This is a genomic window from Paenibacillus bouchesdurhonensis (assembly GCF_900155685.1).
Lineage (GTDB): Bacteria > Bacillota > Bacilli > Paenibacillales > Paenibacillaceae > Fontibacillus > Fontibacillus bouchesdurhonensis.
Genome location: NZ_LT732548.1, coordinates 407,648 through 430,029 on the forward strand (window position 1 = coordinate 407,648; position 22,382 = coordinate 430,029).

Here is a 22,382-nt window from a genome sequence, read left to right on the forward strand (position 1 = left end):
AACAGAAAATATTTAAAAAGTGAGATATCATCTTTTTAACGACTGAAAAGTAATAAACTCATACTATAGATAGTCTAAAGGGTGGTACCTATGGCGATTAAAAAATTCCTAAAGCTGGTGGAAATTCAGACGAAGGCTGCAAGCATGATTCCTTTTATTTTCGGCACGGTTTATGCCTTATTCCGCTTCCAACAATTCAATGCCTATCACTTCGCATTGATGCTGATTTCTCTGCTCAGCTTCGATATGGCAACTACAGCAATCAATAACTATTACGACTATCGGAAGGCAGTCAAGAAGCATGGTTATGGCTATGAAATTCATAATGCAATTGTGCAGTACAACATTAGACCGTCTGTCGTGGTTGCGATTATTGTGATCCTGTTGACTTTGGCTATTGGCGCTGGCATCGCTCTATTTTTAAAAGTCGGTTTACTGCTGCTGCTGTTAGGCGGCTTGTCGTTTGCCGTAGGAATCTTGTATTCTTTCGGTCCCATTCCGATCTCGCGGATGCCTTTGGGAGAAATATTCTCGGGGCTGTTCATGGGTTTTGTCATTATCTTTATTTCGGCTTACATTCATGTGGGGGATCGCTTTGCTTCCTTGACGCTTGCAGGAGGGGTTGTTACGCTGCAGGTACAACTCGTTGAGGTGATTCTGGTCTTCCTTATTTCCATTCCGGCAATTCTTGGCATTGCCAACATTATGCTGGCGAACAATATTTGCGATATGGAGGACGATGTCGAGAACAAGAGGTATACGCTCCCCGTCTATATCGGCCGGTCGAATGCCATTATCCTGTTCAAAATATTATACTATGCGGCTTACCTGGATCTCATCGTGCTGTGCGTACTCCGCGTCCATCCGGTTATTGTTGTGCTGGTTCTCTTGACGCTTCTGCCTGTGCGGAAAAATATCCAACGATTCTCGGATCAGCCGACAAAGCAGTTTACCTTCGGATTGGCGGTGCAAAACTTCATGCTGACCAATGCCGCCCGCATTATCGCTCTTGGCGTTGCAGCGCTTATGCTGTAGTCGAGCGGCATCTTTCAACAATATGGAGGCTAGGGGAGACTGTCGCTTGTAGTACGCGTCATCGTACTTCTCCGTGAAGGAGCTTCGCTGTCCCAGCGGAAGGTCAGCACGGCAGCTCCCAGGCAGATGACCGTAAAGCCTGCCAGGGTCAATAGGGAGAATCCAAAGTCAGCTAATGAGCCTGCTTGAGCCAAGGCGAGGTTCATGGCCTTCACGAGATAGTGAAAGGGCTGAAGAGATCCGAAGATTTTGACCCATTCTGGAGCCTGCTGCAGGCTGTAGAAGGCTTCGCTTGTGAAGAGAAGCGGGAAGCCGATCAGATTAGAGATCATATTGACGTTGCTCTCGTCCTTGGACAGGTTGGCCGCAACGAACCCGAGAGCCGTGAAGCACACCGTTCCGACTAGGAGTACGATCAGCATGAGCACTAGGTTCAGGGGACGGAGACTAATGCCGAGCATCAGCTTGCCCGTAGCGATGATAGCGGCGCTAACGATAAGGGATAGGGCGGTTCTGGCGCCAGTCATGGCGGCAACGAAGGCTGAGATCCTGAAGGGAGTAGCCCGTAGCAGCTTATATACGCCACGGTTGCGATGCGACATCACGTTGAAGGCGGTAACCATCGTAGAACCGAATAACACGTTCATCGTCAGTACGCCGCTAAGCAATTTTTCCGGATAAGCCGGCTGCTGGAGATAGAGACCCAGGCCGATCAACAGTACGATCGGAAAGGCGATTGTCCAGAACAAAGTGTGCATATCACGCATCATTCCCCGCAGCATTGTTGTAAAAACAGTTATCATATTAAATCCTCCTTTATACAGGCTTCAGCTGCTGATTCCGGCAGCTGATCCACTGCGGGCTCCGTTAAGAGAACATACAGCTCCTCTAAACTAGACACTCCATAATCGCTTAATAAATCCTCGGGGCGGCCGTCTGCCTTTAATACCCCCTTATCAATCATGACAATGCGTGTAGCCAGCTTGAACACTTCCTCCATATCATGCGATGTAAAAACTACGGAAGTACCACCCTGCGCGAGTGAAACAATAAGCTCCCGTATTTCGCGGCGAGCCCGAGGATCAAGCGCCGCCGTCGGCTCATCAAGAAAGACGAGGCTGGGGTCATGGACGAGGGTCATGGCAATGGCCAGCCTCTTCTGTTGCCCGCCGGAGAGGCGGGCTGCATCGGTCTTGGCGGCGTCCCTTAGACCGCATCGGTCGAGAATGCCCAGTATGGCGGCATGCTGCAGTCGTACGCCGTAGAAGGCGGCGAACAGGCGCATATTTTCCATGGCGTTATGACCAGGAAAGAACGGGGTCGTCTGCAGCTGCACACCGATATGGCGATATGGCTCATGACACCAGTAGGCTACGCTGCCATTGTCCGGACGGCGGAGTCCCAGCAGCATGTCGAGCGTTGTCGACTTGCCTGCACCGTTCGGGCCGATGATTCCCACGACTTCGCCGGAGTTGATCGTTAGGCTGATGTCGTGAACAACACTTCGTTTTCGATAAATTTTGGTCAGCCCCTGCGCTTGAATTAAAAAGCTCAATGAAATTCACTCCCTTATTCAATGTTTGATATCCAACGTTGGGTAATAAGTAGAAAAAATGGCCTGCTCTACCCTGTGTGATGAACAGGAAAAGTAGGCGAGAGCGGAAAAGAGCCGCGAAGAGCAGGCAAGAGCTCCAAATCAGGCAAAAGCCCAGAGGACTCGGAGCAGGCAAGAGCACAAGAGCAGGCATCTTGCCAATGTCGGTTAGGAATCGTGCTCTTGTCTCTGCTCCACTAGCTGAATAATGCGGTTCACATATTGAATATCTAACTCCAGTAAGGCCATGGCGTTGTCGAAGGAGGCCTCTGCAAAAGGGGAAAGACCGTATTGCCCCTTGATTTCTCTGCCGACATGCCACAGCTCTAACGTCTCTTCCAGCTGCTGTAGGTTCTGCTTCAGCAGGCTAATGGCTTCTCCCTCCGGGATCTGCTCGATCCACATGAGCCCGAGGGAGAAGTCCGATTTGACAGAGTGGGGCGATAAGGTCAGCGATTGTCTCAGCATGTGCTGGAACATTTCCTCGCCAGCCTCGGTGATCGCATATATTTTTCGCAGGCGTGCGCCGGTCCGCTCCTCCGCCTCCGTTCGCAGGAGACCGTCCTGCTCCATTTTATTGAGCGCGTAGTAAATCGAGCCCGACAATAAATTCGTCCAGGTGTCCATGCGGTTGTTCTGGATGAGCTGTTGGAGCTCATAACCATGCATCGGGCGTTCGCGCAGCAGGGCCAGCAAGATCAGGTTAGTCACCTTACCATCATCCTTTGCGATCTGAGATGAATTTGAATATCCAACGTTGGATAACCTTGAGCTGATTATATAAGGGGGATGAACCTGTTGTCAAACTGTTCTAGAATCTTTTTTTCTTCGGGGCAAACATGATTCCTGCACCGATCGCGATTAAGGCAATCGCGAGCACAGGCTGTCCGAATACAACGCGATTATAAAGCGCACCGAAGGAAATCACCGCAAAGAATAGCAGAGACAGGGCACCGAGAATGTTGATTGGCACCAGCAGCCATTTGTTCCGGTTCCCGAACCAGTAGAACTCAAACAATCCGACCGCCGGAGCGAGAATGAATCCGGGCCACAGGTATCCCCAGCTATCGAATAAAGTGGAGAGCTGGCAGACGATGCCGACCGTGAACAGAATGCCCCCGGGAATGAGCAGACCGATGCCGCGGCGCTCGGTAAGAGAAAAGTACATCCAATGAAAGAAAAGCCCGAGCGGAATAATGAACAGTGTCGGCCAAAAATTGCTGAACAAGCTGCCCATGGAGACCGCCTCTCTACGGAAGAAAAACAAGTAAACGCCTGCTAAAATCAGTAACGGTCCAAGCCAAGTCATACGACGCATATCGGATCTCCTTTACATATGTATTGAATTTAGGTTTAGCATACTATATTTATTTGCCGTCATCTTCAGTCTCTGGGGAAGAAAAAAACTGGACTTTAGTCTAGCAAATTGGGATGGAGCCCAAAATTTTACCGCAAGCAGTATAGGAACACATCATGTATAATCGATATTGGAAGGATTTGATTTATTATTTTATACGAAGGAGCGTGTGATGGCGGGTGAATAAATGGACTTTGTTCAGAAAGGCATCCCGGTTTCAGGTGATTCCCGTCATGCTTATTCCTGTTTTTCTTGGAGCGCTGGGCGCTTTTGTCTGGAAAGGGGAATTTCATCCGGTACTCTTCATCATAACATTGATCGGCGCGGGAGCGGCCCATCTGTTCTCGAACATGATCAATGATTTGTGGGATTATCGAAACGGGACGGATACGGCGGCGAAAAATACACCTGAGGTAATCTCCACCAATTCCGGATTTCTCGCCGGAGGAATCATGAAGGAACAGAGCTTTGCACGCTTGACCTGGTCCCTGCTAGGTTTGGGCGTGCTTTGCGGTGTCGTTCTCAGCTTGTACAGCGGTTGGCCGGTACTTATATTCGGGGGTCTGGGCGGACTGATAGCTTACTTCTATGTGGCGCCTCCGATTCAATTCGGGTACCGCGGCAAAGGCTTTAGCGAGCTGGCGATTCTCCTGTCATTCGGGGTACTGCCGATCATGGGTTCCTATTATGTGCAGACAGGTGACTTGAGCTGGCGTTCGGTGCTGTTGTCGCTCCCCATCGGATTGCTGACAACGCTGGTCTTGTTCAACCATCATTTTCTTCACTGGCAGGCGGACAAGGAGGCAGGCAAAAATACGCTGGTCGTCGTGTGGGGCGAAAGACGGGCACTGCGTTTTTCCAAAACGCTGCTGATAATGGCCTATGCCTTTTTATTGCTATGCGTGGTAATGGGTATACTTCCGGTATATGCATTAGTCGCGCTGCTGACGGTGATTCCGCTTTATCAGGTCTATGGCCGGTTGCAGGATCATAACGCTCCAGCGGCTTACTTGCCGCTAATGGGCGCTTCGTTAAAGGCCTCTATACGCTGTGGCATCGTAATGATGGCGGCTCTTTTGATTCAGGGGATTTTGCAATGATAGAATACTGTATACAACAGAACAACATCGGGAAAGCGAGACGATAAAAATGGACAAGCAACGTGTAATTGGCGACTTTCATACGATATTAAACGAAGGACAGGTGTGGAAAATCGGTGGGTTCCCGCTGCCGGACGGCACGTTCTGGGAATATCGCGAGCCGGATGCGGTCGTCATCGTGCGCAACGGCATCTTGTATGTGCGCGCACCGCTCAGCCGGCGGCATGACCATGTGCAAATTTTGGATAATGCTAAGCATATGTACTACTCCGTGGAGGAATTTGAAGTACCGGAGAATGGCGAAATCAGCTTCGAGCTGGACATCCGGGCGCGTACGCAAAATACCGTGCCGGGCGATCTGTACGACGGTTATGTGTCCCTGAACCTTCTGGACTTCACGACAGGAGCTGCGCTCGACTTCTTTGCTGGAAACGATAAATATGCGAGCGTATATGCGGTACTGCCGTTCCCGGGCGTCGAGGTGCCTCCGAGCGATAAGACGCGCTTCTTCTGCGTGTTCAAAGAGGATACCGATTTTAAGGCGCGGGAGTTCAACAACTACAAAATTACGTATAACCGCGGCGAGGACGAGGTCATCTTCTATTTGAACGGCAATGAGGTACGCCGGGAAAAGGGGGTTCCGGTCAAGTTCAACAAATTCACGATCGCCCTCGGCATTATGACGGAAAAGGATCTGACGCCGGAAGGCAGTGTATCCGTGCACGGACAGACGGTAATCGCAGAGTACTCTCCGGTCAAGGTGACGGTCAAGGAATAACGAGCTTCATTGACAAGGATGACAAGGATGACAAGGACAGCCACATCGTAACGAAAATATGTCGGGAGCTCAGGCCGCATAAAACAACCTCCGATGTCGAATTCTAACTGAAGACAGCCGAGCATTTCGCTCCTCACTTCTTCAGGGCTTTAGGACAACTTATTTAGGAGGCGCTTAATCATGACGGATCACAAGGAACGCGATAGAGAGCTTCACGAACCTGCAGGGAATGGCAGCAGTAATGGACAGAACCAAACCATGGGAAACGGCGGGGAGGGCGGTAATGGTCGCTTGAGTCAGTTCAAGAACCATAGCACGCACGGCGACGACGTTCCAAATGAGTATATCGCTAGCGAGAAGCGGAAGTAGCTCCCTTGCTAACAGCATCTGCAAAAGAACAACCCAAGGGCCATTCATCAGACAATTCTGAGAATGGCCCTTTGCATGGCGATTATTTTTGCGTACCGTGCTGCTTGGTGGAAAGTTGGCCAGCGGGGTTGCCTTTGCCGTGCCGCTCTTTGTTGCGGCGATCCTTTTCCTGCTTGTCATGTGTCTTTTCTACGAAATCATGCGTACTGTCCATCCTGGCTTCAGCCTCCTTTGCTGCAAGGTCATGCTGCTTCTAATACTATGTCCAAATAAGGGAATTCCCATGATGGCTCTACTGTATTTTTGCATGGTTGCTCGTTGTGCTTGGATATAGTCCGGTTGTACAATGGATAGAGTACAAGGCGCTTGTAGAAAGGGGAATGGAGCATGGATAAGAAACTTCGATTTGGAATACTTGGTTGTGCAGGAATTGCCATTAAAGATGTTATGCCCGCGATTCAAAAGTCAGAATACGGTGTACTTGCCGCGGTCGCGAGTCGAAACTTGGAAAAGAGCAAGTCGGTGGCCGAGCAATTCGGCATAGCGACAGCTTATGGCAGCTATGAGGAGTTAATTGAGGATACGACTATTGAGGCCATATACATTCCGCTACCGAATCATTTACATAAGGAGTGGGCGATTCGCGCCATGGAGGCGGGCAAGCATGTGCTTTGCGAGAAGCCGATAGCGCTTGACAGCGAGGAGGCTGCAGAAATGGCGGCCGTCGCCAAGCGAAAGGGTGTCGTTCTTGCTGAGGCCTTTATGTACAGGCATCATCCACGCTGGCGTAGAATCCGGGAAATTATAGAGAGTGGGGAACTGGGCGAGCTGCGTTTGATTCGTGGTGCGTTCACCTACAACAACGCTAAAGATCTGGACAACATCCGGCTTCAACCGGAATGGGGCGGAGGCTCGCTCTACGACGTGGGCTGCTACCCGATCAGCGCGGCGCGCTTCATTCTCGGGCAGGAACCCGAGGCGATTACCGTGCATGCGCAGTTCTCCGACAAGCATTTTGGGGTGGATATGATGGCTGCGGGCATCGTGGAATTCCCCGGCGGCCTGGCGCTGACCTTCGATTGCGGCATGTGGACGGAGCATCGCCAGCTGCTGGAAATCGTGGGCAGCGAGGGACGCATCGACATCCCGCATGCTTTCACCGTAGGGGATGACCAGGATGCCTCATATACGGTCACGATCCGTGGTGAGAGCCGAGTAGAGGGCCGTGACGACAAGGCGGATCCTTATGCCATGGAGGTAGATGATCTAGCCAAGGCGGTGTTCGGGATACAGCCGCCGCGCTTCTCTCCCGATGATGCCCTCCAAGGCATGCGCGTTCTGGAAGCGGGGCTGGCCTCAGCCCGGGAACGTCGTCGGATTAGCTTGAAATAGTTAGTGTTTGAATGAAGAATATGGGCACCCATAGTCCGGGCATTTTGAGAAAAAATGTTCAGATTGCGGGTGCCCTTTCGATTCCATTAGAAGAAGGTTGCACTCTATGATACTGACCTTATCCCTCAGCAAAGGCTTGCTCCCCCAATTGAGAATAGACCAAGAATACGAAGCGTGATTATGCACCTTTTTGAGAAGAAAGCATCCTAATCCAGCCGTTGTAGAAAGGCTCTCCGTGCTTTGCAAAACCTTAAATCCCGCTGCAGCACTTGTATTTTCTGAAGTTTCAGAATTAAAATAGCTGACATTGCTAGAAGGATTTTTGCTTTTTGCCGAGCCAAGTTGTCGAGGTTAGTTGCCGGGCCTAGTTGCCGAGGCTAGTTATGTTTCCTGGGTTGGGGCGATTTTGGACTCCGCTAGACTCCGCTGGACTTTGCTGAACTTTGCTGGATTCTGCCGGACTTTGCTGATTTAAAAGCGGGATGTATTTCATACAACTAGTTAAAGCTCTTTTATAAAAAATACATGCGCTGATTGCAAAACATACAGTTAGTTTGCCTGAATGGAGCTAATTTGCCGAAATAGCTTAGAACTAATTGTAGGTTTGGCAGTTAGTTCCCTCTAACACGGTCAAAACCGATGAACTAACTGCATGAAATACATGAAATACAACTAGTTGCCTTATCGTCACCAATCTAGTCACCAATCAGTAGCACATTTGCAGGGATCAATACCGAATCGCCACCCCGCCACCCGAATCGGCGAATCGCCACCTTGCTAGGAGTGATTTTCGGCAAGCGCTAGGATGCGGGGAATATCGCATACAATCGTGATCTTGCCTAATAATACAAAAAGCCCTCGCCGCAGTGGTCTGCAGCGAAGGCTCATCATCAAGGCTCAAGGCTCATCGGCCAGAATTCTTCTGACAAGTTCTTCAGCCAAGGCTTTCAGCTTCTATACCTGGAACAAATCATCGATCTTCACCGGCTGCCCGGTGCGGATCGAGCGGTTGGCGGCAATGCCTGTCATGATGGACAGGGCGCCGTCAATATGGGAGGCGGCACGATTGAAGCGATCCTCTTGCTTCTTGTCGAAGATGTCGCGCAGCATGACCGGATCACCGCCGCCATGACCGCCGGCAGCATGCTCAACCTCAATTTTGTAAGGCTCCGCAAAGTGAGGATAGATCGTGATTTCCATGCCCTCCAGCGCGCCTTCGTTTTCTTTCTTGCCGCCGGAATTGACGTAGGATTGCTCGGTAACCCGCACCTCCATGCGTCCTTTCGTGCCGTTGAATACGATGATAAAGCCTTCCCATGGCAAGTAAGCGTTCAGCGAATAGTTCATGACGGTCTTATTCTTGTATTTCACCATGACGCTCATCGTATCTTCAATGCTGATATTGTCCCCGAACACGCTTTGATCGCGCTGATACCCGTCCTCATGCTCGGCATCCAGATACATGCTCTTCAAATGCTCATTCTGGTCGAGGTGCAGAGCGAAAGGATCGTTCTGGGCGGCTTTGCTGCCATAGGCACGCTGATAGAATTCAGTAACTCCGCGCTTCTCGGCATTCTCTTTGCCGTAGAAACGCAGGTCTCCCATCGCGAATACGGTATCCGGCTTGGAATCGAGCCAGAAATTCATCAGGTCAAAGTGGTGCGTAGATTTATGCACAAGCAGTCCGCCGCTGTTCCGTTTGTCGCGATGCCATCTGCGGAAATAGTCGGCTCCGTGCTGGGTGTTCAGCAGCCATTCGAAATTGACGGACAGAATTTCGCCCAGCGTTCCGTCCATAATGATTTCCCGAATTTTCGTATTGTGGGGAGCATAGCGATAGTTGAACGTTACGCGCAAGTCACGGCCTGTTCGCTCGATAGCATCGTATATTTCCTGGCATTTCTCCTCGTCCACGGTCATCGGCTTCTCGGAAATGACATCACAGCCGAGCTCCATCGCGCGAACGATATATTTATGGTGCGTGCGGTCGATCGTGCATACCAGCACGTAGTCCGGCTTTGATTCCTCGATCATTCGGTCAAAATCTTCCGCTTTGTACGTCGGTACCTCATGGTAGTTATATTTGTCCTTCAACAGCTTGTTGGTGTAATTCATTCTCGTCTGGTTGACGTCGCAAATGGCCACCAGCTCTGAGGTTTCTTTATACGTCGTAATCAACTCACTATAGAAAAATTCAGCCCGGCCTCCGACACCTACGATGACATATTTCTTCTTGGACAAGGTGATCACTCCATTTACATTGATTTGAATCTATCTTATAGTATATGAAATGTAAAAATCTAAGCGTTTCTTAGTCATTTCGTTATAAACTATGCATATATTATCCTATTTTTCGGTGAGGGATGTTTTAATGGATATCGTACCGTTTTTTGATGTCGAGCAGATCAAGAGAACCGGGACATTCAATATGGACTCTGACCATTTTCATGAGAGTTACGAAGTTTACTATTTGCTGTCCGGGGAACGCTACTATTATGTTAACGACCGGATTTACGCCCTTCAGGTCGGCGACCTGTTGTTCATTAACAAGAATGAGCTGCACCGAACGACGAGCAAGGGCCGCTCCACGCATGAACGGATATTGATCAATTTCGACGATCTATTTATAGAGCCGCTGCGGAAGCTGGGTGTTGGCGATCTGCCGCTGTTTCAGGGAGAGAGCTTCTTGCTGCGGCCGGATGTGCATGAACAAGGGCGGATTGTAGATATTCTCCATGCTATGCTGCACGAGCAAAAGGAGGCTGCCCTAGGCTATACGCCTTACCTGCAGACGCTGCTCCTGCAGTTGCTCATTCTTATCGGCCGCATTCGGGAGGCGGCTCCGGAGCCTGTTCTTCCCGAATCCAGCGAGAAGCAGCAAAGAGTCTACCGCATTCTCGAATATTTGAATGCCCATTACGCAGAGCGGTTGACTCTGCAAAGCATTGCGGAGCACTTCTACATCAGCGAGACGTATTTATGCCGTATTTTTAAGCAGACAACAGGCTTTACGGTGATCGAGTATCTGAACTATGTACGAATTCGGGAGTCTCAGACCCTTTTGAAGGAGACGGAGCTCAAAATTACGGCGATCGCTGAGGAGACGGGGTTTGACAGCATCGCTCATTTCGGCAGAGTTTTCAAACAGATTGCGAAGCGTTCACCGCTGCAGTACCGCAAACAGAACAAAATGTAAGGCAGAGCACTAGTTAGTGGTTAAGTCCAATTACAAGCCAAAGAGCGGCATGATTATTCATGCCGCTCTTCCTGTACGGGGAGAACCATCTCAACCATGGTGCCAAAGCCAGGCTTGCTGCGAATGCGGAAGCTGTACATGTGGTTGTGCATCAGCTTCAGTCTTTTGTTCGTATTGAACATGCCGACATGCTTTGTTCGCTCTTCGTCCGAATCCAGCCGGTGCCGGATTTCCGCCAGCGCTTCGGGCGCAATGCCGATGCCGTTATCGATGACGGCGACGCGCAGCTGCTCATCCCTGCGGATCAGCTTTACCTTGATCATTCCAGGCCCTTCTTTTTCTTTTATGCCGTGGTAGATGCTATTCTCCAGCAGCGGTTGAAGGAGCAGCTTCATCGTGTACAGCTTCGTAACTTCTTCATTATATTCGAAAATTACATCGAACTTATCCTTATATCGCTTCTTCTGAATATTGACATAGCTGATTGAATTAGCGATTTCCTCGCCCCAGGTGACTGACTTCGTCGGATTGCTGAAGGAGTAGGATAGAATGTCGGCTAAGTCCTCGATCATTTCGCTTGCTTTATTGGGCCGCCCTGTTAAAGCCACCGATTCCCAATAGACGGAATGCAGGGTGTTATAGAGGAAATGCGGGTTGATTTGCGATTGCAGCGCCAGCAGTTCCATGACCTGCAGCCGGTATTTCTTCTCCAGCAGCTGGGTGCGGATATACCGATGCTCAATAAAGTGCGTAATCATATTGTGCAGAATATAAGAATATTCGTCCCTGACTTTGCCCGGCGGCTTCAAAGGCACATTGCGATCCTCGGCTGATTTAATCAGCATCCGGATCATTCTCAGCTGCTTATAGTTCCGGCTTACCAAATAGTAGGTCAGGAGAAAACCGCATACGACAGATATCCCTACAAACACTAAGGTGTACTTCAGAATCCGCGTCGGTGTCTTGTACAGCTCGGAATGAGGAATAGCCGATATATATTTCCATTTGTAGCGCTCCGATTCGACTTTGGTGATATTGACCAATCCATGCGAAGTCTCCATATCGAAGAATGCCGAGGGTTGGCCCGCGATCCAATCGATGTCCTTCTCTTGAAAAAAATCCCCTTGTTGGTTGGAGAAGATCACGTTGTTCTCCTCGTCCAACACGAATAGCTGCTGCCCCTCGTAGGTCGTAATGTCGTCCAGAATATTCTCGATATATTTCGGCCGGATATTCAGGATAATCCCGATCTTCTGCGGCACTAGCACATTGTAAAAGGTCACGATCGCCGTAGGGTTCGTCTCGAAGTCATAGAAGCGGATATCCCTTCGCGATGTCCACTTGTTGGGTGGGCCCGAATAGGCCATGAACTGCTCGTACCATGCGGTATCGTAGTAATGATCCAGCGTCACCAGTCCATCGACGGAGGAGAGGAAGCGCTGGTGCGGATTATCGACATAAAGATAGAACGATTGGATATAAGGCTTGGAGCTGGTAAAGGCGTTCAAGAAGCTGGAAATGATCCGGTTGGAGGTCGAGCTCTCATAGGTATAGTAAGGGTTCACTAACACGGCAGACAATTCATTAAAAATTTCTTTATTGTCGTAGAGAGCCAGATACAACGTATCCAGTTCATTCAGAATCATTTCCAGCTGGGTTTGCGACTGCTGCAGCAAAAAGCTGCTGTTCTGATTAATATCGGCTTTGATATCATGCTGCGACGTCACCGTCGATAGGGAGCCGAGAATAATAATGGGAACAAGCAGCGGGATGAGAAAGGTAGCCAGCTGTTTAATGAAGTATTTCTCCTTCATGGCGCGACGGGGCCGTTTCTATATTCGCTAGGCGTTTTGCCGTAATAGCTTTTGAAGGTGCGCGTGAAATTTTTGGCATTGCTATAGCCGACCATTTCGCTGACTTCATACGTTTTGTAGCTGACGTTCTGCAGCAGGTGAACCGCAACCTCCATTTTCGTCTGGATCAAATAATCAGAGAAATTTTGCCCCGTCTTTTGTTTGAAAAAAAAGCTGAGATAGTTGGCGTTCATATGCACCAGCCTAGCGACTTCTTCCAGTGAAGCGTCCTTATAATTTTCCTTTACATAGGACTTGATTTTATGAATGATCAGGCTTTCGTCGTTTCTGGGATAATCGGCTTCCGGCTTAGGCTCCGGCAATGTCCTTTCGTCCTCCAGCTCCTCTTTAATCTTTAGGAAGACTTCCGTAAGCACATGGTATTTGGCGGGCTTGAGCACATAATTTTTGACGCGGTAGTGCAGCGCCTTCTGGGCATACTCGAAATCCCGATAGCCGCTGATGAACACGATTTTAATATGGCGGCGGTTGTTGTACAGCTTCTCCGCCAGTTCGACGCCGGACATGATCGGCATTTTAATATCGGTAAGGACGACATCGACGCGCTCTTCTCCCGCGATGAACGCCAACGCTTCTTGTCCATTGTTTACTTGGCCGACGACTTCGAACCCTACCTCACCCCAAGGAAAATAACTTGATAAGGCTTCACGCGTCTCGGCCTCATCGTCAACAATCAACAGATTATACATGATTCCACCTCCCGCACGCAGGTTGTGTTGTTATCGCTTACAGTTGAATTATAGCAGATTGGGCGATTTTCGATGTAAGCGATTTAACAGACGGGCTTCAACTTCTGTAAAAATGATTCATTTCACAACAACAGGATACCATTCCGGGGAAAGAGCGCTTTAAATGATACCTTTTTCTAAGATTAGCTACCTTAAAAATGCCGGAAATGAGGTCTATAATTAAAAGCGCTTACACCAAATGCTTAAAAGGAGAATGCATGATGAAGAGAAATAAAGTAGGGGCGTTATTCATTGCTGTTGCACTTATTCTATCCATTCTTAGCGGCTGCTCCTCGGGGAACGGCAATACTGCCAATCAAGGCAATGCTTCCGGGGGAGAATCATCCGCCGGCGAGAAAGTCACCTTGCGCTTTAGCTGGTGGGGCGGAGAGGATCGCCATGCGGCTACCTTGGCAGCGATTGAGGCATATAAGCAGATTGCGCCAAACGTGACGATCGAAGCCGAATATCAGGGCTTTGACGGCTATGAGCAGAAGATCAAGACTCAATTGTCGGGCGGAACTTCCGCTGATATTATCCAGCTTGACCTGCCGTGGCTGCAAGAGCTGACGAGCAAAGGCGACTTCTTCGTTGATTTGAAAGGCCATGCGGATTTTGATGCAGCCGGATTTGACCAAAATTTTCTGAGCAACTTCGGCGTATATAATGACAAGCTTGTTGCAGTTCCGACCGGAGTCAATGCTTATTGCATGATCATTAATAAGACACTGGCAGACAAGCTGGGGCTTTCGATCGACGAACAGTGGGACTGGGATTCCATTTATGAAGCAGGGAAGAAGCTGCATGCGGAGGATAGTTCTAAATATCTGCTGCTCGCCGATCATGCGGCATTGCGTCAGGATATCGTTACCATGCTGAAGCAGCGTACGGGCAACCAATGGGTTAATGAGGATTATACGGTCGGTTTCGCCAAAGAAGATGCGGTAGCCAGCTTGGAATGGCTCCAGAAGGCGATGGAAGCCGGCGTTTACCAGCCGATCGGGGAAAGCGACCTTTTCTTTGGCAAGATCGATCAAAACCCGAAGTGGATCAATCAGGAAATCCCGATGGCTCCATCGATGAGCAGCACGCTGCTGTCGCTGAAGACGGTGCTGCCTGAAGATGTCGAGATCGTGACGGGGCTTCCGGTCATCGCTAAAGATGCCAAGGATACAGGCGTGTTGGTAAGACCATCGCAGCTGTTTGCGATCAGCAACAAGAGTAAGAATCAGGATGAGGCGGTCAAGTTCTTGAACTGGTTCATGAATGATCCGGAGGCTGCGGCGATTCTAGGCGACGTGCGCTCTGTTCCACCGGTGAAGTCGGCCCAAGAGGCGGCTGTTGCGGCAGGCAAGATCGATGCGGCCATTACAAATGCGGTAGAGCTTGGTCTGAGCCATGCAGGCATTGTCGATAACAGCATTGCGAACAATTCCGAGGTGCAAAAGGTGCTGGAGGACGTTATTCAAAAGGTTAGCTATGGCAAAGCGACGCCGGAGCAAGCTGCGGATGAGCTTATCGCCAGCTTGACCTCCAAGCTGGACGAAATTAAAGCCAGACAATAAATAAAGAGCTTCAGAGGATAGGAAGGGAGAGAGTCCGCTATGTCTGTATCTCAATCTGTATTGGCCAAGGCTCAGAATAAAACGGGACAAAAGGTAAAAGCCAAGAAAAACTATCAGTACATCGGACTGTTATATATTGCACCATGGATTATAGGCTTGCTGGTTTTTCAGTTCTATCCGTTTCTATCATCCTTGTATTATTCGTTTACGGATTATAACATGGTCAGCACACCTAAATTTATCGGCCTGGAAAACTATAAAAAGATCTTTACGGCCGACCCCGACTTTTACCAGTCGTTGAAGGTCACGGGGATTTACGTTTTGCTGGCAGTGCCGGTGAAACTGGCTTTCGCGCTCTTTATTGCGATGCTGCTCAGCGCTAAGCTGAAAGGAATCAACTTCTTCAGAACCGTCTATTATTTGCCATCCATTCTGGGCGGGAGTGTAGCGATTTCCGTACTGTGGCGCTTCCTCTTTATGAAGGAAGGAGTCATCAACAATATGCTGGGCTATCTCCATATCGGCCCGGTCGATTGGCTCGGCAGTCCAGATGTGGCTCTCTATACGTTGGGGCTGCTGACGGTTTGGCAATTCGGGTCGTCAATGGTTCTGTTCCTGGCAGGGATTCAGCAAATTCCTAACGATTTGTACGAAGCTGGAGCAATTGACGGGGCATCGAAGCCGCGTATGTTCTTCAAAATTACGGTACCACTGCTTACGCCGATCGTATTGTTCAACTTAGTCATGCAGATGGTCAATGCTTTTCAGGAATTTACCGGGGCCTTCGTCATTACGAATGGAGGGCCGATGAAATCGACCTTCCTGTATGCTTTGAAGCTCTATGAAGAAGCCTTTAGCTTCTTTAAAATGGGCTACGCCTCGGCCTTATCCTGGATATTGTTCGTCATCATTATGGTCGTGACCGCGGCTATCTTCAAAACATCCAATAGCTGGGTATATTACGAGGACGGGAGAGGATAAATCATGAGAGAAACCAGCAGCAAGACAAACACCATGCTTAATTATAGTTTTCTGATTGTTCTCGGCTTCATTATGGTATACCCGCTGATTTGGCTGTTTGCCTCTTCATTCAAGACAAATGCCGATATCTTCGGCTCCAGCAAGCTGCTGCCCACGACTTATGTGTGGGATTCCTACGCTTTGGGTTGGCAGGGCACGGGGCAGTATGGCTTTCAGGAGTTTTTCATTAACACCTTGATCCTGGTCATACCGACGGTGTTGTTCACGATTATTTCGAGCGTTATTGTTGCGTACGGGTTTGCAAGATTCGAGTTTCCGCTGAAAACGATGCTGTTCTCGATCATGATCGCGACTTTAATGCTGCCGAACGCCTCAATTATGATTCCAAGGTATATTCTGTTTAACAAAATGAACTGGCTCGATACGTATTTGCCGTTCATAATTCCAGCGGCTTTCGCCACAGGTGCTTTCTTCGTCTACATGATGATCCAGTTTCTGCGCGGGCTGCCCCGGGATCTGGACGAAGCGGCGACCATCGATGGCTGCAACTCGTTTACGGTGCTGACGCGGGTTCTGCTGCCGCTGTGCAAACCGGCCATTTTCTCGGTGGGCATATTCCAGTTCATGTGGACGTGGAACGACTTCTTCAACTCGATCATCTACATCAGCAGCGTGAAGAAGTTTACGGTGTCGCTTGGACTGCGCTTGTCGCTGGATGCTTCGTCCGCCGTATCCTGGAATCAGGTGCTGGCGATGTCGGTCGTGAGTATCGTGCCTTGTATCCTTCTGTTCTTCTTTGCGCAGAAGTACTTTGTTGAGGGTATTTCGACTACAGGCTTGAAGGGCTAACGCCCACAAACGGATTCCAAGAACCCCAATCTTAAAGAATCCAGCTTAACAAACCTCGCCTTCTGGCGAGGTTTTTGTGTTTGCATCTCTTAGCCGCAGCGGCCGAGGAACTGCCGGATAAGTCTGTTTAATGTTCTCGCTGCTTTCGTAGGGATTTGATGGCGCATTTTTTGAATAAAGACGAGCTCATTGTTGGGCAATTGCTGGTGGAGCAGCTGAGCGTACCTGTAGAATTGCTTGTCCTTCTCTCCGTAAACCAGCAAGACGGGGTGGCGGATTTGTCTCAATTGGGCCGTACAATTATAACTTAGGCTATATTGATAATACTGCTTGGCATTTCTAGAATTGCCCTTTTTGGCATCGTTATATAATTGCCGCATCAGGGGCAGCTTTGTTCTCGCTTGCCTCCACGAAATAGTCAAGGCGAGTGCACCTACTGCACCGACACGGGAGATGAGGGAAGCGAGAAATATTCTGTTCCTTAGCTTCCTGTCGCTTACCTCTGACATACCCCCGATAATAACGCCGCCTAATGCGCGCTCAGGATAGGTTAACATGAATTCGAGCACGATGGAGCCGCCTGTCGAATAACCGCATAAACAAGCCTTTTCAATTTTTAACTCGTCCATTAGCTTCTTAATGTCCTCAACGATTAATGGATAAGTGACTCCATCCTCGGAAGGCTGGCTACGGCCATGGCCCCTGATATCGAAGGCGATAGTGCGAAAATAAGTCGATAACTGCTGAATTTGATATTTAAAATTTTTGCTTGTCAGCACCGGTGGATGAATGAACACGATGGCTGTTCCTTTTCCGCGATCAATGTAATGCATTTTGTATCCGTTTATAACGGACTCAGGCATAGGGACTCACCTTTTCTTGAAGGCGGGCATAAATCGAAGTCACCGCCGTTTTATATTAGTTCGAAGTTAATGTTTCTCTACCTAATGTTAGTTATTCATGGAATAAAGTCGGAGCCATATGAATCAAGCACTCCAACCGTATGAATTTAGAACTCCTGTCCGCGTCAGTCGGTTTTTTGGATATTATAATTTCAATATTTAATGAATACAGCTAGGGTGCGATCCATACATACAATAGCTGTATTTGTTGATTTAAATTAAGCTGTTTACGGCGATATGTACAATTAACTGGATTCTCTGTAGGTAAGTGAAGGGAATTAAGGGAGTTATATTCAGGAATGATTGTCGAAAGGGACTTATATAATGCAAGGGAGGGAACATGAATATTTTTGTTCATTTTCCCATTTTTTCTTCATAAACCCCTCATTTAAACTTCATGCAATCAGGGACGGGAACATGATAATATCTATTACAGAACTTAGATTAAGTCTAAATACAATAGTAAACTGAAAGGATGATATAGATGACGAATAGGATGACAACGAACCAGGGCGCCCCGGTAGGAGACAACCAAAATTCAAGGACGGCCGGACAGAACGGGCCTGCCTTGCTGGAGGATTATCATTTACTGGAGAAGCTGGCTCATTTCGACCGCGAGCGTATTCCTGAACGGGTCGTTCATGCTCGAGGTGCTGGAGCGCATGGCGTGTTCGTGACGGAGAGCAGTATGGCTCCGTATACGCGTGCTCATTTTCTGCAGGAGGCTGGCAAAGAAACGCCGGTATTCGTTCGCTTCTCAACGGTCATTCATGGGACGGGATCGCCGGAGACGGCACGTGACCCAAGGGGCTTTGCGGTGAAGTTCTATACCGAGGAAGGGAATTATGACCTTGTAGGCAACCACCTGCCTGTATTTTTCATTCGCGATGCGATCAAATTCCCGGACATGGTTCACTCCTTGAAGCCATCGCCAGCTACAAACGTCCAAGAGCCTGCCCGGTACTGGGATTTCATGACGTTATCTACAGAATCCACGCATATGATGACCTGGCTGTTCTCAGATAATGGGACACCAGCAAATTACCGTCAAATGGATGGGTTCGGCGTACACGCCTTCAAATGGGTGAATGCTGCAGGCAAAGTGACTTATGTAAAATATACTTGGAAGTCGAAGCAGGGTGTCGTTACTCTCACGGCTGAGGAGTCAAGCGAGGTGCAGGGCCGAGATTTTAACCATGCGACGCGTGATCTTTACGAGCATATCCAGCAGGGCAATTTCCCGGAGTGGGAGCTGCATGTGCAGCTGATGCCTGTAGAGGACTTGGATCGCTGGGGGTTTGATCCGCTTGATCCAACCAAAGTATGGCCAGAAGAGAGCTATCCGCTGGTGAAGGTTGGCACGATGAAACTGAATCGGAATCCAGATAACTTCTTTGCCGAAGTCGAGCAGTCGGCATTCTCGCCGAGCGTGCTGGTTCCCGGCATTGAGCCTTCTGAAGATAAGCTTCTGCAGGGCAGACTGTTCTCCTATCCCGATACCCAGCGCTACCGATTGGGGGCAAACTATTTGCAAATCCCGGTCAATTGCCCGTATGCGCCGGTGCGCAACCATCAAAGAGACGGCCTCATGAACATGAAGCAAGACACTTCACCGATCAATTATGAGCCGAACAGCTTTGATGACAGCCCGAAGGAGGCCCCTGCCTATCGCGACAGCGTGATGCCGTTATCGGGGCAGGCAGGCCGAGAGCGTATCGCTAAGACGGATGATTTCACGCAGGCTGGGGAATTGTACCGCAGCTTTACAGCCGAAGAGAAGAACAACCTGATCCACAACCTGGTGAATGATTTGGGGCAGACACCGGAACAAACCCAGCTTCGCGCTGTATGCAACTTCTTCCGCGCAGACGCGGAATACGGCATGCGTGTAGCTCAGGGACTTGGTGTAGATATTAGCGGCTTCATGCCGAAGGATTCGTAATTTACAATCAAGAGATTGATTCCGGGCTAGGAATAGCCAGGGGTCAGTCTCTTTTTTCATGAAGCATGGTATGCTGGTCGGATATGAACATTATGCTAAAGATGAGAAGTAATATTGAGAAAACGATACATATACTGGATAATGTTTATAAAGGTGAAGTGTGGATGGTACGGAAACACGGAATGGCACGGCATAGGCATGAATCGGCAGTTCGGCTGGAGGCTAGCGCGGCTAACCGTATATTAGTTTAGAGGAGAAGAGGCGAAGAGCATGAACGAACGAAGGGAACCTTTGATTTCGATCCGGGATTTGCGGATGAAATTTGAGGATAAGTATGTCCTGAACGGAATTGATCTGGAGGTTTATCCAGGACAAATTATTGGATATATAGGACCGAACGGAGCAGGCAAGAGTACAACGGTGAAAATCATGCTCGGTTTGGTGGATGGATATGATGGAGAGGTTAGCGTGCTTGGACAGAGTCCGAAGGACGGTGATGTGGAATATAAACGTAGAATCGGTTATGTTCCCGAAGTCGCTGAAATGTACGATACGCTGACGGCAAGGGAATATCTGACGTTTATCGGGGAGCTGTACGGGATGACTGCCCAGGATGCAGAGAGCAAAGCCTTAAGGTTGCTGGAACAATTTGGCCTTGGCCATGCGGTGGATACGCGGATTGCCACCTATTCCAAAGGCATGAAGCAGAAGGTGTTAATCACCTCCAGCCTGCTGCATAATCCGGATATTTTATTCCTGGACGAGCCTCTTAGCGGCTTGGACGCGAACAGCGTAATGGTTGTCAAAGAACTGCTGTCGATCCTAGCGGCTAACGGTAAAACGATCTTCTATTCCTCCCATATTATGGAGGTGGTCGAGAAGATCAGCAGCCGGATTATTCTGCTCGATGGCGGACGGATCGTAGCCGATGGCACCTTCGAGGAACTGAAGGATCGCAGCCAGGAGGGCTCGCTGGAGCAAATTTTCAACCAGCTTACGGGCTTTAATGAGCATAGAGCGATCGCCGAGCAGTTTGTAAGTATTGTCCAAGAGGTGTAACAGATGAAAAATTACAAATCATTGCTCGTATTGGATCGTTTTCGAGGCCTGTTTGAAAAAGCCGGCGTAGATTATGCCGTCATGCGGCATATTTTACAGGTCAAGCTGATGATGGACGCGCGGAGAGTCCCTACTTTTATGAATAAAAATAAGGGAAAGAAATCTGCCGATCGGCAGGAGGCGAAGGAAAGCAACAACTTTCTCGGCTCCTTGTGGATTTATGGCCTATTCGGCGCATTCAGTACACCGTTCATTCTGCTGGGCGACAATTATATTTTTCAGATGAGCTTGCTCTTTGGCATCTTTATGTTTATGACGCTTACCGCGCTTATTTCTGACTTCTCCTCCGTGCTGCTCGATATCCGGGATCGGAACATTCTGGGGACGAAGCCGATTAACCGGAAAACCGTTTCGATGGCGAAGACAGTTCATGTCTTCATTTACATGGTGTTTCTAACGGGAGCCATCGGAATCATTCCGTTAGTCGTGGGTTTGATAAAGCACGGCGTGATATTTTCTTTGGTATTTTTACTCATGTTGATTTTAATGGATTTACTGGTCGTTGTCCTTACGGCGATGTTGTACTTGGCAGTACTGCGCTTCTTTGACGGCGAAAAGCTGAAGGATATGATCAACTATGTGCAGATCGGCTTTACAATTGCGATTACGATCGGTTATCAGCTGCTGATCCGACTGTTTGACATTGTTCATTTTGATGTGGTGTTCCAGCCAAAATGGTGGCAAGTTTTCATTGCACCGGTTTGGTTCGGCGCTCCGTTTGAGGTGCTGCTGAAAGGAAGTCGCGACCCGTTATTTATTGGCTTTACGCTGCTTGCCCTGCTAGTTCCTATTCTCGCGATATTAATTTATATCAAGCTGATGCCATCGCTGGAGAGAAATCTACAGAAGCTGGCCGACCCAGGGGAGCGCAGCGACAAGAAGGGCGGCGGCTGGAAGCGAGTCGTTTCTGGGCTGCTCCCTGTTGGCCCGCAGGAGAAGGCCTTCTTCGGCTTCGCTTGGACGATGATCGGCAATGAGCGTGAGTTTAAGTTGAAGGTATATCCTTCTCTTGGTTTCTCGCTGATATTCCCGTTTATATTTATTTTTACGCAATTGAAAGAGGTTGGAATTAAAGGCCTGCCTGGGACGAAGCTGTATCTGTTTATTTATTTCTGCGCCCTGCTCGTGCCTACGATTACTATGATGCTGCGCTATTCGGGGAAGCATAAGGCGGCATGGATTTATCATACTGCTCCGATTGCCGAACGGTCGGCCATTCATCGAGGAACGATTGTGGCTGCGCTGATACGACTCGTGCTTCCGCTTTATGTGCTGGAGAGCATCATTTTTACGCTATTATTTGGCGTGAGTATTATTCCGGATCTGATCGTGTTCGGCTTCGCTATTATGCTTTATGCGGTCATTTCGTTTGCCTATCTGACCAAGGCGTTGCCCTTCTCACAGCCCTTCGAGGCGGCCCAGCAAAGCGAGGGGATGCGCATGATCCCGCTGCTGCTGCTGCTAGCTGTGTTTAGCGGAGTCCATTTTGCGGCTACCTTCGTTCATTATGGTGTTTACATTTATTTGGTTGTTTTGCTCATTAGTAATGGAATCACTTGGAGACATGTCTTCTCTTCATCCGCAGCTAAATCTAAATAGGA

General features: G+C 49.1%; 21 protein-coding genes. 12 read left to right on the forward strand and 9 right to left on the reverse strand.

What is annotated here, in order from left to right; all coding sequences use genetic code 11:
• Positions 1 to 90 precede the first annotated feature (90 nt).
• Positions 91 to 1,035 (forward strand): 1,4-dihydroxy-2-naphthoate polyprenyltransferase, encoded by a 945-nt coding sequence (gene menA / locus CZ379_RS06020; protein ID WP_110930836.1) that lies wholly within the window; start codon positions 91 to 93, stop codon positions 1,033 to 1,035.
• Positions 1,036 to 1,064: 29 nt separating this feature from the next.
• Here the strand turns inward: menA and CZ379_RS06025 are convergent, their stop codons facing one another.
• The 4 genes from CZ379_RS06025 to CZ379_RS06040 form a co-directional block, all read right to left on the reverse strand.
• Complete coding sequence (locus CZ379_RS06025; protein WP_110930837.1) at positions 1,065 to 1,838, reverse strand: ABC transporter permease; 774 nt, start codon at positions 1,836 to 1,838, stop codon at positions 1,065 to 1,067.
• Positions 1,835 to 2,590, reverse strand: coding sequence for an ABC transporter ATP-binding protein (locus tag CZ379_RS06030; protein ID WP_234404832.1), 756 nt, complete (start codon positions 2,588 to 2,590; stop codon positions 1,835 to 1,837). Before CZ379_RS06030 ends, CZ379_RS06025 begins: the two co-directional genes overlap by 4 nt.
• A gap of 207 nt (positions 2,591 to 2,797) precedes the next feature.
• Positions 2,798 to 3,340 (reverse strand): PadR family transcriptional regulator, encoded by a 543-nt coding sequence (locus CZ379_RS06035; protein WP_110930839.1) that lies wholly within the window; start codon positions 3,338 to 3,340, stop codon positions 2,798 to 2,800.
• 100 nt (positions 3,341 to 3,440) lie between these two features.
• Positions 3,441 to 3,947 (reverse strand): hypothetical protein, encoded by a 507-nt coding sequence (locus CZ379_RS06040; RefSeq protein WP_110930840.1) that lies wholly within the window; start codon positions 3,945 to 3,947, stop codon positions 3,441 to 3,443.
• A gap of 218 nt (positions 3,948 to 4,165) precedes the next feature.
• Between CZ379_RS06040 and CZ379_RS06045 the strand changes: the two genes are divergently transcribed.
• From CZ379_RS06045 to CZ379_RS06055, 3 genes are all read left to right on the forward strand, one after another.
• Positions 4,166 to 5,086 (forward strand): prenyltransferase, encoded by a 921-nt coding sequence (locus CZ379_RS06045; protein WP_110930841.1) that lies wholly within the window; start codon positions 4,166 to 4,168, stop codon positions 5,084 to 5,086.
• 49 nt (positions 5,087 to 5,135) lie between these two features.
• Positions 5,136 to 5,864: a DUF6081 family protein gene (locus CZ379_RS06050; protein WP_110930842.1), complete on the forward strand. Its 729-nt coding sequence runs from the start codon at positions 5,136 to 5,138 to the stop codon at positions 5,862 to 5,864.
• A gap of 180 nt (positions 5,865 to 6,044) precedes the next feature.
• Positions 6,045 to 6,233, forward strand: coding sequence for a hypothetical protein (locus CZ379_RS06055; protein ID WP_110930843.1), 189 nt, complete (start codon positions 6,045 to 6,047; stop codon positions 6,231 to 6,233).
• Positions 6,234 to 6,315: 82 nt separating this feature from the next.
• Here the strand turns inward: CZ379_RS06055 and CZ379_RS06060 are convergent, their stop codons facing one another.
• The gene (locus CZ379_RS06060) at positions 6,316 to 6,447 is read right to left on the reverse strand and encodes a DUF4023 domain-containing protein (protein ID WP_110930844.1); all 132 of its coding nucleotides are present in this window, start codon (positions 6,445 to 6,447) and stop codon (positions 6,316 to 6,318) included.
• 173 nt (positions 6,448 to 6,620) lie between these two features.
• Here CZ379_RS06060 and CZ379_RS06065 point away from each other — a divergent pair, with 173 nt between their 5' ends.
• A complete protein-coding gene (locus CZ379_RS06065) occupies positions 6,621 to 7,625 on the forward strand; it encodes a Gfo/Idh/MocA family protein (protein ID WP_110930845.1) in 1,005 nt (334 codons plus the stop codon).
• Positions 7,626 to 8,579: 954 nt separating this feature from the next.
• On the opposite strand, the gene CZ379_RS06070 is transcribed toward CZ379_RS06065, so the two are convergent.
• On the reverse strand, positions 8,580 to 9,866 hold the full coding sequence (locus CZ379_RS06070) for a Gfo/Idh/MocA family protein (RefSeq protein ID WP_110930846.1): 1,287 nt from the start codon (positions 9,864 to 9,866) through the stop codon (positions 8,580 to 8,582).
• A gap of 130 nt (positions 9,867 to 9,996) precedes the next feature.
• Here CZ379_RS06070 and CZ379_RS06075 point away from each other — a divergent pair, with 130 nt between their 5' ends.
• Entirely contained in the window at positions 9,997 to 10,821 is an 825-nt protein-coding gene (locus CZ379_RS06075; protein ID WP_110930847.1) for a helix-turn-helix domain-containing protein, read from the forward strand.
• 53 nt (positions 10,822 to 10,874) lie between these two features.
• Here the strand turns inward: CZ379_RS06075 and CZ379_RS06080 are convergent, their stop codons facing one another.
• Entirely contained in the window at positions 10,875 to 12,635 is a 1,761-nt protein-coding gene (locus CZ379_RS06080) for a cache domain-containing sensor histidine kinase (protein ID WP_110930848.1), read from the reverse strand.
• Positions 12,632 to 13,384, reverse strand: a complete 753-nt coding sequence (locus CZ379_RS06085; protein ID WP_110930849.1) for a response regulator transcription factor — start codon at positions 13,382 to 13,384, stop codon at positions 12,632 to 12,634. The genes CZ379_RS06080 and CZ379_RS06085 overlap by 4 nt, the downstream gene beginning before the upstream one ends.
• A gap of 260 nt (positions 13,385 to 13,644) precedes the next feature.
• Between CZ379_RS06085 and CZ379_RS06090 the strand changes: the two genes are divergently transcribed.
• From CZ379_RS06090 to CZ379_RS06100, 3 genes are read left to right on the forward strand one after another with little or no spacing between them, the layout of a single operon-like run.
• On the forward strand, positions 13,645 to 14,988 hold the full coding sequence (locus CZ379_RS06090) for an ABC transporter substrate-binding protein (protein ID WP_110930850.1): 1,344 nt from the start codon (positions 13,645 to 13,647) through the stop codon (positions 14,986 to 14,988).
• A gap of 39 nt (positions 14,989 to 15,027) precedes the next feature.
• Positions 15,028 to 15,969, forward strand: coding sequence for a carbohydrate ABC transporter permease (locus CZ379_RS06095; protein ID WP_110930851.1), 942 nt, complete (start codon positions 15,028 to 15,030; stop codon positions 15,967 to 15,969).
• A gap of 3 nt (positions 15,970 to 15,972) precedes the next feature.
• A complete protein-coding gene (locus CZ379_RS06100; RefSeq protein ID WP_110930852.1) occupies positions 15,973 to 16,818 on the forward strand; it encodes a carbohydrate ABC transporter permease in 846 nt (281 codons plus the stop codon).
• A gap of 89 nt (positions 16,819 to 16,907) precedes the next feature.
• Here the strand turns inward: CZ379_RS06100 and CZ379_RS06105 are convergent, their stop codons facing one another.
• The gene (locus CZ379_RS06105; protein ID WP_110930853.1) at positions 16,908 to 17,681 is read right to left on the reverse strand and encodes an alpha/beta fold hydrolase; all 774 of its coding nucleotides are present in this window, start codon (positions 17,679 to 17,681) and stop codon (positions 16,908 to 16,910) included.
• Between the two features lie 523 nt (positions 17,682 to 18,204).
• On the opposite strand from CZ379_RS06105, the gene CZ379_RS06110 reads away from it, so the two are divergent.
• The 3 genes from CZ379_RS06110 (at position 18,205) to CZ379_RS06120 (ending at position 22,380) form a co-directional block, all read left to right on the forward strand.
• On the forward strand, positions 18,205 to 19,662 hold the full coding sequence (locus CZ379_RS06110; RefSeq protein WP_110930854.1) for a catalase: 1,458 nt from the start codon (positions 18,205 to 18,207) through the stop codon (positions 19,660 to 19,662).
• A gap of 270 nt (positions 19,663 to 19,932) precedes the next feature.
• Positions 19,933 to 20,721, forward strand: a complete 789-nt coding sequence (locus tag CZ379_RS06115) for an ABC transporter ATP-binding protein (protein ID WP_110930855.1) — start codon at positions 19,933 to 19,935, stop codon at positions 20,719 to 20,721.
• A gap of 3 nt (positions 20,722 to 20,724) precedes the next feature.
• On the forward strand, positions 20,725 to 22,380 hold the full coding sequence (locus CZ379_RS06120; protein ID WP_110930856.1) for a hypothetical protein: 1,656 nt from the start codon (positions 20,725 to 20,727) through the stop codon (positions 22,378 to 22,380).
• Positions 22,381 to 22,382: the final 2 nt, after the last annotated feature.

Coding starts and splice junctions, on each gene's coding strand:
- menA (WP_110930836.1), top strand. CDS start 91: ATGGCGATTAAAAAATTCCTAAAGCTGGTGGAAATTCAGACGAAGGCT.
- CZ379_RS06025 (WP_110930837.1), bottom strand. CDS start 1,838: ATGATAACTGTTTTTACAACAATGCTGCGGGGAATGATGCGTGATATG.
- CZ379_RS06040 (WP_110930840.1), bottom strand. CDS start 3,947: ATGCGTCGTATGACTTGGCTTGGACCGTTACTGATTTTAGCAGGCGTT.
- CZ379_RS06050 (WP_110930842.1), top strand. CDS start 5,136: ATGGACAAGCAACGTGTAATTGGCGACTTTCATACGATATTAAACGAA.
- CZ379_RS06055 (WP_110930843.1), top strand. CDS start 6,045: ATGACGGATCACAAGGAACGCGATAGAGAGCTTCACGAACCTGCAGGG.
- CZ379_RS06060 (WP_110930844.1), bottom strand. CDS start 6,447: ATGGACAGTACGCATGATTTCGTAGAAAAGACACATGACAAGCAGGAA.
- CZ379_RS06065 (WP_110930845.1), top strand. CDS start 6,621: ATGGATAAGAAACTTCGATTTGGAATACTTGGTTGTGCAGGAATTGCC.
- CZ379_RS06075 (WP_110930847.1), top strand. CDS start 9,997: ATGGATATCGTACCGTTTTTTGATGTCGAGCAGATCAAGAGAACCGGG.
- CZ379_RS06080 (WP_110930848.1), bottom strand. CDS start 12,635: ATGAAGGAGAAATACTTCATTAAACAGCTGGCTACCTTTCTCATCCCG.
- CZ379_RS06085 (WP_110930849.1), bottom strand. CDS start 13,384: ATGTATAATCTGTTGATTGTTGACGATGAGGCCGAGACGCGTGAAGCC.
- CZ379_RS06090 (WP_110930850.1), top strand. CDS start 13,645: ATGAAGAGAAATAAAGTAGGGGCGTTATTCATTGCTGTTGCACTTATT.
- CZ379_RS06095 (WP_110930851.1), top strand. CDS start 15,028: ATGTCTGTATCTCAATCTGTATTGGCCAAGGCTCAGAATAAAACGGGA.
- CZ379_RS06100 (WP_110930852.1), top strand. CDS start 15,973: ATGAGAGAAACCAGCAGCAAGACAAACACCATGCTTAATTATAGTTTT.
- CZ379_RS06105 (WP_110930853.1), bottom strand. CDS start 17,681: ATGCCTGAGTCCGTTATAAACGGATACAAAATGCATTACATTGATCGC.
- CZ379_RS06110 (WP_110930854.1), top strand. CDS start 18,205: ATGACGAATAGGATGACAACGAACCAGGGCGCCCCGGTAGGAGACAAC.
- CZ379_RS06115 (WP_110930855.1), top strand. CDS start 19,933: ATGAACGAACGAAGGGAACCTTTGATTTCGATCCGGGATTTGCGGATG.
- CZ379_RS06120 (WP_110930856.1), top strand. CDS start 20,725: ATGAAAAATTACAAATCATTGCTCGTATTGGATCGTTTTCGAGGCCTG.